The organism is Amphibacillus jilinensis Y1, assembly GCF_000306965.1.
In the GTDB taxonomy this organism is placed as follows: Bacteria; Bacillota; Bacilli; order Bacillales; family Amphibacillaceae; genus Amphibacillus_C; species Amphibacillus_C jilinensis.
The window spans coordinates 167,196-183,188 of the sequence record NZ_JH976440.1 but is presented as its reverse complement, the minus strand read 5'-3'; the positions used below and the strand labels follow the sequence as shown (position 1 = coordinate 183,188).

The window sequence follows — 15,993 nt, the reverse complement described above, 5'->3', positions numbered from 1 at the left end:
AGCGCCGATGGTAGTTGGGGATTTCCCCTGCAAGAGTAGGACGTCGCTAAGCCTGTACCATTATTTATATCGTCGCGGGGTGGAGCAGTCTGGTAGCTCGTCGGGCTCATAACCCGAAGGTCGTAGGTTCAAATCCTACCCCCGCAACCAAATTATTTTTTAACAACATCAAATAACGAGAATGAAGCAAATTATTTTCTACTGCCAAAGTGAAACTAAATGACGTTTGATGCTGCTACTACATTTTGAACAATACGGTCCGGTAGTTCAGTTGGTTAGAATGCCTGCCTGTCACGCAGGAGGTCGCGGGTTCGAGTCCCGTCCGGACCGCCATTATACTATTAGTTAGCTAAACTATATTGTATTTCCAACAATGGAAATAAAGTATAGTTTTTTTATTGTTTTATCATAAATAACGGACGATTACGTTCAGTTTTACCTTAATGATTTTTCACCTTATATACATCTGAATTTTAAGTTCAGCTACGATACGATAACATAAGGGTAAACTTCATATTAAATATAAGCGACTTTGAATATAGACGCACAGGTGAGAAAGTTGAATAATTAATTAATGCTTAATAATAGCTCAAGACCTGTTTAACTGTATTCTTTTAAAAGGACAATTTGTTTCGATTTATTTTTAAATCTTTGCTATGATAGGATTAGTATGATAAGGGGAGTTTAAGCAGATGGATGAGTTTAAATTTATACAATCAATTAAACAACCAGTTTACCGAAATCGACAAATTATTAAAGGTGTAGGTGATGATGCTGCGGTATTTCGTGAGGCCTATCGTGATGTTGTTGTCGCCGTCGATACGTTTGTTGAAAATGTTCATTTTACTCGAGAAACTATGGAGCCATTTCATATTGGTTATCGATTATTAGCAGCTAATCTCAGTGACATGGCCGCTATGGGAGCCGAGCCTATCTCTTATTTAATTTCGATTGTAGTACCAACTGGTTGGAGTGATGAGGATTTAAAAGAGGTCTATCGCGGTTTGGATACGATTGCTAAAGTGTTTAAGGTTGATCTTATTGGTGGTGACACTGTTTCTGGTCAGCAATTTGTTTTAACTGTTACTATAAATGGTGCTGTTGAACAAGGTAAGGCACGCTATCGTCACAATATGCGAGATAAGGATGTTCTATTTGTAACAGGCACACTTGGTGATTCAGCAGCAGGTTTATCGATTTTACAAGGAGAAAACAAAGCAATAGGAGAAACAGAATATTTAATTAAAAGACATCGTATGCCAACACCACGTGTAGACTTTGCACGAGGTTTGCTTAATTTACCGCGTGTGGCACTTAATGATGTTAGCGACGGAATAGCAAGTGAGGCAAATGAACTTGCAGAGGCTTCCAAGCTTACCGTATACATTGAAGCGCATGCTATTCCACTTTCTGACCCAATTAAACAATTGCCGAAAAATGCACAAATGAACTATATGTTGAATGGTGGAGAAGATTTTGAATTGATCGGGGCAGTCGCACCTGAATATTGGCAAGTGGTGAAGCAGATAGCTAAAGAAACCAACACGTCAGTTACACAAATAGGTACAGTCAAAGATGAAGCAAATCACAAGGGTCAGGTGTACATAAAAAGACAAAATGGATATCAACAACTGCATTCAAGTGGTTACGTCCATCGAAATTAGGTGATATGATGAAAAGTAAAACATACCGAACATATACAGCATTAGAAACACAGCAATTAGCTAAAAAGCTAGCACTGCTTTTGCGTCCAAACGATGTGCTCACGCTCACAGGGGATTTAGGCGCAGGTAAAACAACTTTCACAAAAGGAATAGGGATTGGACTTGGTGTCAAACGGACAATAAATAGCCCGACGTTTACTATTGTCAAGAGTTATCAAGGAGAAATGCCACTGTATCATATGGATGCCTATCGATTGGAAGAAACAGCTGAAGATATTGGATTTGATGAATATTTTAATGGTGAAGGTCTTTCAGTAGTAGAATGGCCTCAATTTATTGAAGATTATTTACCCGAAGAGCGACTAGATATTATGATAAAAACGGAGGGGGATAATGAGCGAGTGCTTATTTTTGAACCCAAGGGAGCATATTTTGAATATGTATGTGAGGAGTTAGCCAGATGACCATTTTAGCGATTGACACGTCAAATGATGCAATGGGCATTGCTTTGTATCAGGATGATCAGGTGATTGCAGAATATGTATCAATTAATAAGAATAAACATTCTACTCGTTTAATGCCGGCAATAGCTCAACTGATGAAAGATGCTAATGTTGAGCCGAAGACATTAACTAAAATTGTTGTAGCAAAGGGCCCTGGTTCTTATACCGGCGTAAGAATTGGCTTATCTGTTGCTAAAACAATGGCTTGGAGTTTGAGCATTCCGATTGTGGGTATCTCCAGTTTAGAGGCTTTATCATTATCAACTAAGCCATTGCAACAGCTGGTTTGTCCGTTTTTTGATGCCCGCAGAGGTTTAGTTTACACCGGCTTGTTTAATGCTGATGGCGAAGCGGTTATCGAAGAACAGAATATATTAATGGAAGACTGGCTAAATCAGCTAAAAACCATTGAAAAACCCATTATTTTTGTAAGCCCAGATTTGTCAAAGTACCAAATGTTAATTGAAAGTGCCCTTACACAACCACAATGGTTACCAGATGGTTTCCACATATCAAGACCTGGGTTATTGGCGATTGCCGGTAAAGACCGACAAGGTGATCAGGTTCATCAACTTACACCAAACTATTTAAGGCTAGTTGAAGCAGAGGCTAAATGGCTAGCTGCTCAAGAAGGAGAGTAAGATGAAGGATGTTAATATTCGACCGATGGAACTTGATGATTTAGATCAAGTTACACAGATAGAAAAGAAGTCGTTTCAAACCCCATGGTCAAAAGTTTTATATCGTAAAGAATTATTTGAGAATCATTTTGCTCATTATTTTGTGATTGAAAATTGTTATCAGATTATTGGCTTTTGTGGGGTCTGGCTCGTATTAGATGAAGCGCAAGTAACGAATATAGCGATTGACCCTATTTATCGTGGGCAAGGTTATGGGAAAATGTTGTTTCAATACATGTTGAGTAAGGCGATGCTCAATGGAGCAAAGAGCCTATCGCTCGAAGTTAGGAAAACAAATAAAGCCGCACAAGCCTTATATGAAAGGTTTGGCTTAGAAAAAGCTGGTATACGGAAGAATTATTATACCGATAATAATGAAGATGCGATTGTGATGTGGGTGAAATTATGAGTGAAGAGAGAGGAACATATATTTTAGCAATTGAAACAAGCTGTGATGAAACAGCAGCCGCAATTATTAAAGATGGAAAGCAAGTTGTTGCGAACGTAGTGGCTTCGCAAATTGAAAGTCATAAACGCTTTGGTGGGGTTGTCCCAGAAGTTGCGTCAAGACACCATGTTGAACAAATCACCATTGTGTTAGAAGATGTTTTTAAAGAAGCTGGCCTTTCAATTGAAGAGGTCGATGCAATTGCAGTTACAGAAGGCCCTGGTTTAGTAGGTGCTTTACTCGTAGGTGTTAGTACAGCTAAAGCACTAGCCTTTGCAAATCAAAAGCCATTAATAGGCGTTCATCATATTGCAGGACATGTTTATGCCAATCGCCTTCAAGACGAATTTGAGTTTCCATTATTAGCATTAGTCGTATCTGGAGGACATACTGAACTGATTTTAATGCGAGAACACGGTGATTTTGAGGTCATTGGAGAAACAAGAGATGATGCAGCTGGTGAAGCTTATGATAAAGTTGCACGTACGATGAAGCTTCCTTATCCTGGGGGGCCGGAAATCGATCGATTAGCACAGCAAGGTGACGATATACTTGATTTTCCAAGAGCATGGTTAGAGGAAGGGTCCTTTGATTTTAGTTTTAGTGGACTAAAATCAGCTGTGATTAATACATTGCATAATGCTAAACAAAAAGGTGTGACCTTAAATAAAGAGGATATCGCTGCTAGCTTTCAAGCAAGTGTTGTTGATGTGTTAGTAGAAAAGACATATCGAGCAGCAAAAGTACACCAAGTTAAACAAGTGATTGTTGCAGGTGGGGTAGCTGCTAATAGGGGATTAAGAGATGCATTAACCAATAAGTTTGCAGATCAACCGATGCGTTTATCGGTGCCCCCATTATCATTTTGTACAGATAATGCAGCCATGATTGGTGCAGCGGCCATGATTGCTTATCAAAAAGGGCAACGTGCAGGTTGGGATTTAAATGCTAATCCAGGTTTGGACTTAGAAATGTATAGTCAACGATAAGAAAGTTACCCACAGAACTGTTGATAAATGTGGGTAACTTTTTCATTTGTTGTGATTAAAACCTTTTACTTGTGTACAAAAACTGTGCATAACTCCACTTTTTGTTGTGGATAATGTGTATAAGTCGGTTGATAACTGAAAAAAGGCTGTTTTTCCTGTGTATAACTTATGGGTTTGAAAAACGGTGCAGTAAGAGAAAATATCCCCTCTTACTTACACCGTTTAATGAATAGGATAAGTTATCAATAGCTTCAACCTTGTTTAAAAGCAATCTGCTTACAACTGACTATAAGCAAACGAATCTCAAGAGTTACGCTTGTAATGACTCCCACTCCTCTAGTAATTTATCAATCTTTTTACTTAATTGTTGATTCGCTTCAGTTAACTCAAGTGCTTTTTCATGATCCTGAAACACATCTGGTTGGCAGAGTAACGCTTCATTTTCCACTACCTTTTCCTCTAATGTTTCAATGACTTGTTCAATTTCTTCAATCCTTCTGATCCGTTTACGCTCAAGCTGTTTCTTTTGTTTATCCTCTTGAAAGCTTAATCTAGCTCGTGTTTCACTAACTTCAACCTTTGTTTCTTGTTCAAGTGCCTGTAATTCCTTCATTTCCTGTTTCTTTTCAATATAATAATCATAATCACCTAAGTAAATCATGGCGTCTTGATGCTGTTGTTCAATCACTTGTGTAGCAATTTCATTGATAAAATAGCGATCATGTGAAACAAATATAATGGTACCAGGATAATCAATCAAGGCTGCTTCTAAAATTTCTTTACTATCAAGATCTAAATGGTTTGTTGGTTCATCAAGGATTAACAGATTTGCATTTAAAAGCATCAGCTTAGCGAGTGCTAATCGTGCTTTCTCGCCACCACTCAAGGTGGAGACGGTCTTTAAAACATCTTCACCAGAAAAAAGGAAATTCCCTAGAATCGTTCGAATATCTTTTTCATTCATGTGTGGATAATCATCCCATAATTCCATTAAGACCGATTTATTCGAGGTAAGCTTTGCTTGTTCTTGGTCGTAGTAACCTATTTCCACATTTGAGCCGATTTCAATGGTGCCATCGGTTACTTGATAATCACCAATAATCGTTTTTAATAATGTCGTTTTTCCTACACCATTTTGTCCCACAAGCGCAATGCGATCACCACGATTTACATTAAAGTTAAGGTTTGAGAAGACAAAATCCTTCTCATTAGGGTAACGATAAGCTAACTGCTTTATTTTAAGAACGTCATTACCACTACGGCGATTAATCGTAAAGGAAAAAGAAGCAGAGGCCTCATCACCTTTTGGTTTATCAATACGCTCGATTTTCTCAAGTTGTTTCCGTCGACTTTGTGCACGTTTTGTTGTTGAGGCTCTAACCAAATTACGTTGAACAAAATCTTCAAGTTTTTTGATTTCTGTTTGTTGCTTCTCAAAAGCCTTAAGCTCACGTTCGTAATCCAATGCTTTTTGTTCTAGAAACTTTGAATAGTTACCAAGATATTTCTTTGACTGTTGTCTTGAAATTTCATAGATAATATTAACCGTTTTATCTAAGAAATAGCGATCATGTGAGACGATCACGACGGCACCGCTATAATTATTTAAGAAATTTTCAAGCCATGTTAGGGTTTCTATATCTAGGTGGTTTGTCGGCTCGTCTAATATTAACAGATCGGGTTTAGCGAGTAGCAGTTTACCAAGTGCAAGTCTGGTTTTTTGCCCGCCACTCAATTCATTAATCGTCGTGTTTAAATCGAAGTTAGAGAAATTTAATCCATTTAAGACGCTGCGAATATCTGATTCATATTGGTAACCACCCTTGGCTTTAAATGTGATTTGGCGTTGATCGTATTGATTGAGCAGCTGATTATAACGTTCCGTATTTGCAAGTAAATCTGGATCCCCCATTTGTGCTTCCATTTTCCGTAATACTTTTTCTTCTTCAATGAGATCAGTAAATACAGTTAACATCTCTTGCCAAATGGAGTTGTCAGACTCTAATCCAGTATGTTGATCCAAATATCCAAGAGAAGTTTCTTTAGGACGATGAATTTCCCCTTCATCGTAAGAAAGGGTGCCAGAAATGATTTTTAATAAAGTCGATTTTCCCGCACCATTTCTTCCAACAATCGCAATGCGATCTTGATTTTTTATTTCAAGTTTTATATTTTCTAAGATCGTTTGCGAGCCAAAACGTTTAACTAATTGATTAACTTGCATGACTATCATCTTCTTTTCACCTCATCTTTATCAGTGTATCTTATTCGTAAAGAGACAAGCAAGCAAATCAGTATAGGTTTATGGTAAAATTGTTTATACTAAGTAAAGAAATTTTAAATTAAATTGGGAACTTAGCCCGCGATCACCGTTCGGTTTATACCTGCATACAAAAGTGATAAATTCTAATCGGATAAAAAAGACAGAAAACAGTTAATTTGGTACACTAGTATTAATAACCAAACAGCACCCTACATACGTAAGCGTTGATAAAGATATAATTTTATGAAAAGAGGAGAATAAAGAATGGCAGGACAAAATAAAATTCCACAAGCTACAGCAAAACGACTACCGTTATATTATCGGTTTTTAAACAATTTACATTTGCAAGGGAAGAGTCGCGTGTCCTCAAAAGAATTAAGTGATGCCGTCAAGGTTGATTCAGCGACGATTCGTCGTGATTTTTCATATTTCGGGGCACTGGGAAAAAAAGGATATGGTTATAATGTTGAATATCTTTTAGGATTTTTCCGTAAAACATTAGATCAAGATGAAACGACAAGTGTCGCCTTAATCGGTGTTGGAAATTTAGGAACAGCTTTCTTACATTATAATTTCACTAAAAATAATAATACAAAAATTGAAATGGCATTTGAGGCAGATCAAAGTAAGGTAGGTGAGACGATCGGAGGTGTAGAGGTTTTTCATATCGATGAGCTAGAAGCGCGCTTAAAAGATGTGCAAGCAGCCATTTTAACTGTACCGGGCTCAGTCGCTCAACCGATTGCCGAGCAACTTGTAAAATCAGGGGTAACAGGGATTTTAAACTTTACACCTGCCCGTATCACTGTGCCTGAACAAGTGCGTGTCCATCACATTGATTTAGCTGTCGAGTTACAATCACTTGTGTACTTTATGAAGCATTATCCAATGGAAGAAGGATAAAAGAGCGCTAGGACATAACTAGCCGCAAATAGAAAAGAAAGAAGTTCCAAGCAAATGCATATTGCATGGAACTTCTTTTTATTAATAACTTTGTTAAGCTGTATTTTTCTATTTGAGGAGTGAAACCTAAATTAGCCTTCAGATATCCAAAGGCTAGTTTCACATCAATTTTATGATCAGCGTAATTTCGCCCGTTTTCTCGTCCGAAGCCTTTGTTCATATATATTCTTTTACCTTCCCCCTTTGCGTTTATCAGGATAAGAAAAAGGAATCCAGTATTAACTGAATTCCTTTTTCTTATTTCTTATTTTGTTTCTGTTTTCGCTTAATTCGTATATGTAAATGTATTAGGCGAATAGCGACACCAAACTGCAATGCTGCAACAGCAGTTAACAGAATGGTAATCGGATTCAAGACATCATCATCTATCGATTGATAAGCGAAATAAATAAATATCGCGCCAACAATGCCATATACAACGGCATTTAATAACGGTGAAATACGCATAAGTTGCTCTTAGCCTCCAATAACAATCATTTGAACTTGTTCAATTATTTGCTCCATTTCTACAGGATTAAATAGCTGCACGATGACTACGAAAGTATTCATAAGTACATGGGCAGCAATCGGAACGATAATACGTTTTGATTGTACATAAACAAATGCAAACACAAAGCTCATAACGAAATAGACGAGTAAATGAGTAAAGTCATTATGGATCACTGCAAAGATCAAACCGGAAATAACCCCGGCGATCCAAAAGTTACTACGCTTATAAAGTTCCCCAAAAATAATTTTTCGAAAAATTATTTCCTCTAAAACAGGTCCAACCACAGCAATAATTAAAATGAAAAGTGGGAAAGCTCGTGCAACTTCCATTATCTCTACTGTATTTTGTGATTGTTGATCGACACCAAACAATGTTATTTGAATGATATTTGCAATAAATTGTCCAAATAGGGCCATGGCAAGACCAAGGATAGACCAAACAACCGTCATGACAGGACTTGCCTGCTCAGGATCGCGTGGTAAATCTTTTTCTTTTCTTAATAAAAGCAAGGTGAAAATTAGTGCTAAAATAAAGCCAGTGATCTGCCACCCTAATAAAATATTGTTAAACTCATTAGGAGATAAATCAAATCTGTTTAGCCAACGAGCTACGGGAAAGATAGATAGTTGAGCGAAAACATAGATCAGAATAATCCCAATATAACGCTTCAGCATAGAAGCTTACCCCCTTTTCAATAAAAAACACCAATAAACGTATTTTACCACAAACCTAGAATAGAATTAAATATTGACATTTGACGTTGATATTTTTTCAAAAAAAATAATCACAAGACTTGCAAAATAACAATGAATTCATTATTATAATAATTGTGTTAGCACTCTTCGCAAACGAGTGCTAATAAAGTCACTTACTAAAAATTTTATAATAAATGGAGGAGGTTTTATAATGCTAAAGCCATTAGGTGATCGTATCATTATTGAACTCGTTGAACAAGAAGAAAAAACAACAAGTGGGATTGTACTCCCGGACTCTGCAAAGGAAAAGCCACAACAAGGTAAGGTGGTAGCAGTAGGTTCTGGACGTGTTGCTGACAATGGAGCAAAAATCACTCCAGAAGTAGAAGAAGGAAATACCGTTGTATTTGCTAAATATGCAGGTACTGAATTGAAATATGAAGGTAAAGAATACTTAATTCTTCGTGAAGATGACATTTTAGCTGTTATTGGTTAATGAAGAATCGATTGACAAAACATACTTAGTTTTAAGGAGGAATTATTAATGGCAAAAGAACTAAAATTTAGTGAAGATGCACGTCGCGCAATGTTACGTGGTGTGGATACGTTAGCAAATGCTGTAAAAGTAACATTAGGACCAAAAGGACGTAATGTCGTTTTAGATAAAAAATTTGGTTCACCACTGATTACAAATGATGGGGTAACCATTGCAAAAGAAATCGAACTTGAAGATAAATTCGAAAACATGGGTGCTCAACTTGTATCAGAGGTTGCTTCTCAAACAAATGATGTAGCTGGTGATGGAACAACAACGGCGACGGTTTTAGCGCAAGCAATGATTCAAGAGGGACTTAAAAACGTTGCATCAGGTGCTAACCCTGTAGGTGTACGTCGCGGTATTGAAAAAGCCGTTGACATTGCAACAAAAGAATTAGCTAAAATCTCTAAGCCAATCGAAGGCAAAGACTCAATTGCACAAGTTGCTGCAATCTCTGCAGCTGACGAAGAAGTTGGTCAATTAATTGCAGAAGCTATGGAACGTGTGGGTAACGATGGGGTTATCACCATTGAAGAATCTAAAGGATTTTCAACTGAATTAGAAGTAGTAGAAGGTATGCAATTTGATCGTGGTTACGCATCGCCTTACATGGTGACAGACCAAGATAAGATGGAAGCAGAATTAGAAGATCCATATATTTTAATTACTGACAAAAAGATCAACAACATTCAAGAAGTATTACCTGTACTTGAACAAGTTGTTCAACAAGGTAAACCATTACTTCTTATTGCCGAAGATGTTGAAGGTGAAGCCCTTGCTACACTAGTAGTCAATAAACTTCGTGGTACATTCAATGCCGTAGCGGTCAAAGCACCAGGATTTGGTGACCGTCGTAAAGCAATGCTAGAAGATATTGCTACCTTAACAGGTGCTGAGGTTATTACAGAAGATCTTGGACTAGATCTTAAAGCAACTTCTATTGAGCAATTAGGTCGCGCATCTAAAGTTGTTGTCACTAAAGAAAATACGACTATTGTAGAAGGGTCTGGTAATCCAGAAACGATTTCTTCTCGTGTCCAACAAATTCGCGCGCAAATTGAAGAAACAACTTCAGATTTCGATAAAGAAAAATTACAAGAACGCCTCGCTAAATTGGCTGGTGGTGTAGCGGTTGTTAAAGTAGGTGCAGCAACTGAAACAGAATTAAAAGAGCGTAAGCTACGTATCGAAGATGCCCTTAACTCTACTCGTGCCGCAGTAGAAGAAGGTATTGTTTCTGGTGGGGGTACAGCATTAATGAACGTCTACCAACAAGTATCAGCTCTAGATTTAGAGGGAGATGAAGCAACAGGCGCAAGCATCGTTCTTCGTGCTTTAGAAGAGCCTGTACGTCAAATTGTAGAAAATGCTGGACTAGAAGGTTCAGTTATTGTAGAAAAATTAAAAGGTGAACAAGTTGGTGTTGGTTATAATGCCGCAACAGGCGAATGGGTAAATATGATTGATTCAGGTATCGTTGACCCAACGAAAGTAACACGTTCAGCCCTACAAAATGCAGCATCAGTCGCAGCAATGTTCTTAACTACTGAAGCGGTTGTTGCAGACATTCCAGAAGAATCTGGTGGCGGTGCCCCAGATATGAGCGGAATGGGTGGCATGGGCGGAATGGGCGGCATGATGTAATCTGTCCCCCAAAACCTTTTCATCATAGGGTTGAGAACAATTTGACTGGTTTTTATAATTGACCAGTAAAATCTATAAGCCTCTCAAGAGTTTATAAACTCTTGAGAGGCTTTTCTTATATTCTTAAGTTTGTAAGGGTCCATGTGGTAAAGAGGATATGTAGAGATGCAAAATCACTGGCAGCTTAAATAAGGATCCTCTAATAATACTTGTTCATAAGTTTTAAAACCTATCTACTTTGCAACAAAACTCCCCCTTAAGCCGGCTTAAGGGGGGAGTTATCAATTTCAGTAAAAACGGTGTTAGTGACTGATGTTGCCTCTATATATAGCTCCAGTTATCACAGCGCCCAATTAAATAGGGTCAATGATAGGCATTATAATGATAATCAGTAGTTCATACGCTAACAGCTGTCACTCAAAATAATGCTTGCCTTAAAGTGTACTTTAAGGTTTAAGATAAGGAAGAACCAGCTGATTATGTCTGAAAATAACTGACAAGGAGGGATCTGGCCAATGGCATTCACGATCAAAGAAGCTTCAGAGCGGCTTGGTTGCCCGGCTCATACGATTCGTTTTTATGAGAAGGAGGGATTGCTACCTTACATTAAAAGAGATAAGAACGGGAATCGACTGTTCGAACAAGATCACCTAGATTGGCTCCGGGTGATGACATGTTTCCGGGCGACAGGGATGAAGCTTTCGTTGCTGAAGGAGATGGTGCATCTTGCGCTCGATGGTGATTCCACGATTCCACAGCGCAAAGCGATCTTGAATCAGTACAAGGAAGACTTATTTCGCCGCCAGAATGAATTGACCACAGCGCTCGACGCCGTCAATAACAAACTGTCGATATACGAAGAAATCGCGAAAGGGAAAACCCCTTCCGAGAGCCAGTTGTTAGTCAAGATGGAGGAGTCAGAGCGACAACAAACACGGAATGAGGGATTAACAAATGAAGCAAAGAATTTTAGGCAATAGCAATATCCGCGTCTCTTCGATCGGACTAGGAATTATGGGGATGTCTCCAGGCATTTACGGGGAGACTAACGACGAGCAGTCGATCCAAACGATACATCACGCTTTGGACATTGGCGTCACGATGTTCGATACCGCGGACGTGTACGGGAACGGACATAACGAAAAGCTGCTCGGCCGTGCTCTTCAAGGCCGCCGTGAGCAAGCCATAATCGCCACCAAGTTCTCGTACACCCCAAATTACGAGAGCATCAGTGGCCATCCTGATTACGTTAAGAAAGTAGTGGAGGATAGCCTTCGCCGTTTGAATACGGATTACATCGACCTATACTACCAACACCGCGTCGATCCGCAAATCCCGATAGAGGAGACGGTCGGAGCGATGGCAGAATTGGTCAAGGCAGGCAAAGTTCGGGCGCTCGGCCTGTCCGAGGCTTCCGCTTCCACCATTCGCCGCGCTCATGCCGTGTATCCTATCTCCGTGCTAGAGAGTGAGTATTCGCTCTGGAGCCGTGACATCGAAGAGGAGATACTCCCTACCGTAAGAGAGCTGGGGATTACCCATGTGGCCTACAGTCCACTGAGTAGGGGCTTTATCTCCGGCGAGCTTCGCACTTTCGAGGATCTGGCCGCTGACGATCTTCGCAGATGGATGCTGCGGTTCCAAGGAGACAACTTCCGGAAGAACATTAAGGTTGTCGACAAGATTAAGGAGATCGCGGTGGAGAAGAACTGTACACCATCCCAATTGGCCATTGCCTGGACGATTGCCAACGGGGCGCTACCGATCCCGGGTACGAAGCGTATCAAGTATCTGGAGGAAAATGCTGCTGCGGCTGATATCCTTCTCATGAAGGAGGACCTCGAACGAATCGATCAGGTCAGCCCAAAGAATGTCGTTCACGGCATGCGTTATATGAAAGAACAGATGACGCTTCTCGACGGCTAGACTATAATCAGAAGAAGCAATGGTTCACGGGCTCCGTGGACCATTTGCAATTGGATATTGTCTCAGGAGGTCGACAAGCCATGAACGCTCGTTTTTGTAAATTGCCTTTATACGATGATACGTAATTACTACGAAACAAAGAAATACGCTGTTTATACCATGTTAGGCTATACCATGGAAGGAAAGAAAGACATTCTTGGTCTGTGGTGGTATGGGTATTAAGGAGAATGCAACCACTGTTTGTCTTTTCCTTAGCGATCCTTTGTACTGGGTATGGGTTACTAAGCACAGATAATGGTTGGGAAGGGATGACCTATGGCATTATTGGTTTTGGTATCGTGCTTTCTTCTATTATAGGTGTGGCATTAATACCTGTTTTGTACAATATAAGATTGATTCACTCGATAAAAAGATAAAAAGGTGTACGATGATCATTTTAGGTTTATGTTTCATTTTGTGTTTTATATTTATGTGGTTCCCTGGGTTAATTAATTTTTCGGAAAATAATGAAGATAATTAATGTATCATTATATAGTGTATCTTTTTTTAGCGAAGGTGGTTGTATTAAGTTTTTTGAGAATAATGTAAGTTTAGGGTTTGCCTATAAAAAGATGTGAGCAAAAGGAAAGTATTCTCGTAAAAGAATGCTTTTATATATGTGACTAAACAATAATAAGATGTCAAAAAGCAGAATCAACATATAACCTAATCCGTTGTTGATTAGGCAACACTTATTATATTAGACAAAGTTTTACCGTATCTTACAAAAATGTAATATCTATTTAATAAAATTCGATGGTTACGACCTCCATTATTTTTTACAGTAAAATCAATAGTTGTTAGAAATAAAGGATCGATGATATATGATAAAGGTTTTCAATATAATTATTTGCATTATTGGGGTACTTGTAGATGGTAAGCAATGACCAAATGAGTTAAAATGCAATAAACTATTAGTTTTGAGGGGAGTCTTACTTCTCTCCCATTACATAAATAAGCTGAGAAGGGATAATATCCATGAAAAAAATCATGATAGTTGAGGATAATGATAAACTCCGTATACCTTTAGCTAAACAGATAGAAAAATTCGGGTACGAAGTAATTACTTTAGAACAATTCAATGATATCTTAGGCAAATTTCTTGAGAAAGAACCTGATTTAGTATTACTAGATATAAATTTACCATCATTTGACGGCTTTTATTGGTGCAGACAGATTCGCCAACGTTCAACATGCCCGATTATCTTTATATCTGCACGAGAGGGCACAATGGATCAAATTATGGCCCTAGAAAACGGAGGGGATGACTACATTACAAAACCTTTTGAATATGATGTGGTAATTGCTAAAGTCAAGAGTCATCTAAGACGAGCATATGGCGAATATGCACCCAGTCAAGGTGAGCGGATGATTAATTTTCATGGTTTAACATTTTTACCAGAGCGAATGGAACTTCGATTTCAATTGAAGTCAACAGAGGTTTCAAAAAAGGAATCATTATTATTAGAAGTATTATTAGAACGTGGAGAAAAGATAACAAGTAGAGATCGTTTAATTGAAAAAATGTGGAATACGGATATGTTTATTGATGAAAATACGTTAAACGTTTATATCACACGGGTAAGGAAAAGACTTTCTGATATTGGAATCAAAGATGCTATTGAAACAGTTCGTGGGGCAGGTTATAGGATGAGATGTACATGGGAGGAAGTAGAATGAAGTTATTTCTTCGTTCACATTTGTCCCTTGTTTTTGTTACCACCATACAGGGAATATTTGTGTTTGTTTACTACTGGTTTCTAGGATTTCAAGAATTGGATCATTTGTTTTATGTCTTTATGATTCAAGTAATAACTATAGGAATTTATCTAATATATCGATGGATACAGGATATAAAACTTTACCGATGGTTACAAAAGTCTAATGATGACGAATTATATGTAACACAATTGGGAAAAAGCGTACTAGCTGAATCCATTTATGAAAGGCAATCTGTACTCACCGAACTATATGAAAATAATCTGCAACAGGTTAAGAAAGATTTAAATGAAAGAGTAACATTTACAAATCAATGGGTACATCAAATGAAAACGCCCTTATCTGTCATCCATTTAATGATTCAAGATAATGATGAAGCGTTATTTCAGGCAATTCGAAAAGAGTTATATCGATTAGAAGATGGATTAAAAACTGTGCTATATTCATCACGACTATCTATGTTTGAAAAAGACTATTCTATTGAAAAGATCCCTCTTCAAAACTTTATGAATGAAATTATAATGGAAAATAAAAGATTGTTTATTCAATACAAAATTTTCCCTAGAAAGTACTTCCCAAAAGATAAATTGTGCGTGTATTCTGATAAGAAGTGGCTGCAATTTGTTATAGGTCAAATTATCTCAAACGCCGTTAAATATTCCGCTAACAAAAGTGATACATTAAATATCAAAATTGAGAAACAAGAAGAGTGCATCTTATTAGAAATTAAAGACTTCGGTGTTGGAATTCCTTCACAAGATATCAGAAGGGTTTTTGAACCTTATTTTACAGGAGTAAATGGTAGATTGTATCACGAGTCAACGGGAATGGGGCTTTATTTAGTAAAAGAAATTATGGGTAAGCTCCAGCATGAAATAGAACTACAATCAGAAATAGGACAAAGTACAACCTTTAAAATATATTTTAAGGAATATGTTTCATCGAATAAACACTAGCATAAAGGGAAATGAAAGAGTCGTTTTTAAAATGGACAATATAGCCGGAAAAACATACAAAATCGTCGCCATAAATTTCGACAAACTTCATAATTAGTTTGAATCCTAAGAGGAGGAGATTTGATTTATAAAGTTGGAGGAAGAGCGACGAAGAGTGAAAGAATTCTTGGAACGAGGTATGGCACATACTGATATCGCAGAGATGTTGGGAATGCATAGACATACTGTGAAAGCGTTAAGTGAACGAGAGAAAAACCATGTACAGAAGCGTGTGAAAAGGGATCGAAGCTAGATCCCTACAAAGAATACTTTATTAAGCGCGTAAAAGAAGATCACGTGTTTAATTGTGAGAAGCTTATCCTGGAGATTAAACAACGTGGCTATACAGGCGCGGTAGTACGATATTAAAGAGTTTGTACAACCCTATCGTAAGGCCTTTAAAGAAAGTCATACCTTACCCAACTAATGAAGGGGTA

17 protein-coding genes and 2 tRNA genes are annotated in these 15,993 nt (G+C 38.0%); 16 read left to right on the top strand and 3 right to left on the bottom strand.

From position 1 onward, the window contains the following. Positions 1 to 73 precede the first annotated feature (73 nt). The 7 genes from B494_RS0115590 (at position 74) to tsaD (ending at position 4,284) form a co-directional block, all read left to right on the top strand. Positions 74 to 150 (top strand) — tRNA-Met (locus B494_RS0115590). Positions 151 to 256: 106 nt separating this feature from the next. Continuing rightward, a tRNA-Asp gene (locus tag B494_RS0115585) sits at positions 257 to 333 on the top strand. A gap of 359 nt (positions 334 to 692) precedes the next feature. Continuing rightward, the gene (gene thiL, locus B494_RS0115580; RefSeq protein ID WP_017473315.1) at positions 693 to 1,664 is read left to right on the top strand and encodes a thiamine-phosphate kinase; all 972 of its coding nucleotides are present in this window, start codon (positions 693 to 695) and stop codon (positions 1,662 to 1,664) included. A gap of 8 nt (positions 1,665 to 1,672) precedes the next feature. Beyond that, positions 1,673 to 2,128 carry a tRNA (adenosine(37)-N6)-threonylcarbamoyltransferase complex ATPase subunit type 1 TsaE gene (gene tsaE, locus B494_RS0115575; protein ID WP_017473314.1) on the top strand — a complete coding sequence of 152 codons (456 nt, stop codon included), beginning with the start codon at positions 1,673 to 1,675 and terminating at the stop codon, positions 2,126 to 2,128. Further along, the gene (gene tsaB / locus B494_RS0115570; RefSeq protein WP_017473313.1) at positions 2,125 to 2,808 is read left to right on the top strand and encodes a tRNA (adenosine(37)-N6)-threonylcarbamoyltransferase complex dimerization subunit type 1 TsaB; all 684 of its coding nucleotides are present in this window, start codon (positions 2,125 to 2,127) and stop codon (positions 2,806 to 2,808) included. Before tsaE ends, tsaB begins: the two co-directional genes overlap by 4 nt. 1 nt (position 2,809) lies before the next feature. After that, positions 2,810 to 3,256, top strand: coding sequence for a ribosomal protein S18-alanine N-acetyltransferase (gene rimI, locus B494_RS0115565; protein ID WP_017473312.1), 447 nt, complete (start codon positions 2,810 to 2,812; stop codon positions 3,254 to 3,256). Further along, positions 3,253 to 4,284: a tRNA (adenosine(37)-N6)-threonylcarbamoyltransferase complex transferase subunit TsaD gene (gene tsaD / locus B494_RS0115560; RefSeq protein ID WP_017473311.1), complete on the top strand. Its 1,032-nt coding sequence runs from the start codon at positions 3,253 to 3,255 to the stop codon at positions 4,282 to 4,284. Before rimI ends, tsaD begins: the two co-directional genes overlap by 4 nt. Before the next feature lie 310 nt (positions 4,285 to 4,594). Here tsaD and B494_RS0115555 read toward each other — a convergent pair whose 3' ends face one another. Then, a complete protein-coding gene (locus B494_RS0115555; RefSeq protein ID WP_017473310.1) occupies positions 4,595 to 6,517 on the bottom strand; it encodes an ABC-F family ATP-binding cassette domain-containing protein in 1,923 nt (640 codons plus the stop codon). Positions 6,518 to 6,811: 294 nt separating this feature from the next. Here B494_RS0115555 and B494_RS0115550 point away from each other — a divergent pair, with 294 nt between their 5' ends. Further along, a complete protein-coding gene (locus B494_RS0115550; protein ID WP_017473309.1) occupies positions 6,812 to 7,450 on the top strand; it encodes a redox-sensing transcriptional repressor Rex in 639 nt (212 codons plus the stop codon). Positions 7,451 to 7,747: 297 nt separating this feature from the next. Here B494_RS0115550 and B494_RS0115540 read toward each other — a convergent pair whose 3' ends face one another. After that, the gene (locus B494_RS0115540; protein ID WP_017473307.1) at positions 7,748 to 7,957 is read right to left on the bottom strand and encodes a YdiK family protein; all 210 of its coding nucleotides are present in this window, start codon (positions 7,955 to 7,957) and stop codon (positions 7,748 to 7,750) included. Between the two features lie 9 nt (positions 7,958 to 7,966). Further along, positions 7,967 to 8,674: a CPBP family intramembrane glutamic endopeptidase gene (locus B494_RS0115535; protein ID WP_017473306.1), complete on the bottom strand. Its 708-nt coding sequence runs from the start codon at positions 8,672 to 8,674 to the stop codon at positions 7,967 to 7,969. A gap of 232 nt (positions 8,675 to 8,906) precedes the next feature. On the opposite strand from B494_RS0115535, the gene groES reads away from it, so the two are divergent. The 8 genes from groES (at position 8,907) to B494_RS21750 (ending at position 15,809) form a co-directional block, all read left to right on the top strand. Next, on the top strand, positions 8,907 to 9,191 hold the full coding sequence (groES, locus tag B494_RS0115530) for a co-chaperone GroES (RefSeq protein WP_017473305.1): 285 nt from the start codon (positions 8,907 to 8,909) through the stop codon (positions 9,189 to 9,191). 48 nt (positions 9,192 to 9,239) lie between these two features. Beyond that, positions 9,240 to 10,877, top strand: a complete 1,638-nt coding sequence (groL, locus tag B494_RS0115525) for a chaperonin GroEL (RefSeq protein ID WP_017473304.1) — start codon at positions 9,240 to 9,242, stop codon at positions 10,875 to 10,877. A 515-nt stretch (positions 10,878 to 11,392) separates the two neighbouring features. After that, the gene (locus tag B494_RS0115520) at positions 11,393 to 11,857 is read left to right on the top strand and encodes a MerR family transcriptional regulator (RefSeq protein ID WP_017473303.1); all 465 of its coding nucleotides are present in this window, start codon (positions 11,393 to 11,395) and stop codon (positions 11,855 to 11,857) included. Beyond that, positions 11,832 to 12,803, top strand: a complete 972-nt coding sequence (locus B494_RS0115515; protein WP_017473302.1) for an aldo/keto reductase — start codon at positions 11,832 to 11,834, stop codon at positions 12,801 to 12,803. The genes B494_RS0115520 and B494_RS0115515 overlap by 26 nt, the downstream gene beginning before the upstream one ends. 227 nt (positions 12,804 to 13,030) lie before the next feature. Beyond that, positions 13,031 to 13,219 carry a hypothetical protein gene (locus B494_RS19640; RefSeq protein ID WP_017473301.1) on the top strand — a complete coding sequence of 63 codons (189 nt, stop codon included), beginning with the start codon at positions 13,031 to 13,033 and terminating at the stop codon, positions 13,217 to 13,219. Between the two features lie 601 nt (positions 13,220 to 13,820). Beyond that, positions 13,821 to 14,522, top strand: a complete 702-nt coding sequence (locus B494_RS0115510; RefSeq protein ID WP_017473300.1) for a response regulator transcription factor — start codon at positions 13,821 to 13,823, stop codon at positions 14,520 to 14,522. Then, complete coding sequence (locus B494_RS0115505) at positions 14,519 to 15,517, top strand: sensor histidine kinase (RefSeq protein ID WP_017473299.1); 999 nt, start codon at positions 14,519 to 14,521, stop codon at positions 15,515 to 15,517. The genes B494_RS0115510 and B494_RS0115505 overlap by 4 nt, the downstream gene beginning before the upstream one ends. 133 nt (positions 15,518 to 15,650) lie before the next feature. After that, positions 15,651 to 15,809 (top strand): terminase gpP N-terminus-related DNA-binding protein, encoded by a 159-nt coding sequence (locus B494_RS21750; protein ID WP_017473298.1) that lies wholly within the window; start codon positions 15,651 to 15,653, stop codon positions 15,807 to 15,809. The last annotated feature ends 184 nt before the right edge of the window (positions 15,810 to 15,993 follow it).

Excerpts from the sequence above, each read along its gene's own strand:
- thiL (WP_017473315.1), top strand. The coding sequence starts at position 693 with ATGGATGAGTTTAAATTTATACAATCAATTAAACAACCAGTTTACCGA.
- tsaE (WP_017473314.1), top strand. The coding sequence starts at position 1,673 with ATGAAAAGTAAAACATACCGAACATATACAGCATTAGAAACACAGCAA.
- tsaB (WP_017473313.1), top strand. The coding sequence starts at position 2,125 with ATGACCATTTTAGCGATTGACACGTCAAATGATGCAATGGGCATTGCT.
- rimI (WP_017473312.1), top strand. The coding sequence starts at position 2,810 with ATGAAGGATGTTAATATTCGACCGATGGAACTTGATGATTTAGATCAA.
- tsaD (WP_017473311.1), top strand. The coding sequence starts at position 3,253 with ATGAGTGAAGAGAGAGGAACATATATTTTAGCAATTGAAACAAGCTGT.
- B494_RS0115555 (WP_017473310.1), bottom strand. The coding sequence starts at position 6,517 with ATGATAGTCATGCAAGTTAATCAATTAGTTAAACGTTTTGGCTCGCAA.
- B494_RS0115550 (WP_017473309.1), top strand. The coding sequence starts at position 6,812 with ATGGCAGGACAAAATAAAATTCCACAAGCTACAGCAAAACGACTACCG.
- B494_RS0115540 (WP_017473307.1), bottom strand. The coding sequence starts at position 7,957 with ATGCGTATTTCACCGTTATTAAATGCCGTTGTATATGGCATTGTTGGC.
- B494_RS0115535 (WP_017473306.1), bottom strand. The coding sequence starts at position 8,674 with ATGCTGAAGCGTTATATTGGGATTATTCTGATCTATGTTTTCGCTCAA.
- groES (WP_017473305.1), top strand. The coding sequence starts at position 8,907 with ATGCTAAAGCCATTAGGTGATCGTATCATTATTGAACTCGTTGAACAA.
- groL (WP_017473304.1), top strand. The coding sequence starts at position 9,240 with ATGGCAAAAGAACTAAAATTTAGTGAAGATGCACGTCGCGCAATGTTA.
- B494_RS0115520 (WP_017473303.1), top strand. The coding sequence starts at position 11,393 with ATGGCATTCACGATCAAAGAAGCTTCAGAGCGGCTTGGTTGCCCGGCT.
- B494_RS0115515 (WP_017473302.1), top strand. The coding sequence starts at position 11,832 with ATGAAGCAAAGAATTTTAGGCAATAGCAATATCCGCGTCTCTTCGATC.
- B494_RS19640 (WP_017473301.1), top strand. The coding sequence starts at position 13,031 with ATGCAACCACTGTTTGTCTTTTCCTTAGCGATCCTTTGTACTGGGTAT.
- B494_RS0115510 (WP_017473300.1), top strand. The coding sequence starts at position 13,821 with ATGAAAAAAATCATGATAGTTGAGGATAATGATAAACTCCGTATACCT.
- B494_RS0115505 (WP_017473299.1), top strand. The coding sequence starts at position 14,519 with ATGAAGTTATTTCTTCGTTCACATTTGTCCCTTGTTTTTGTTACCACC.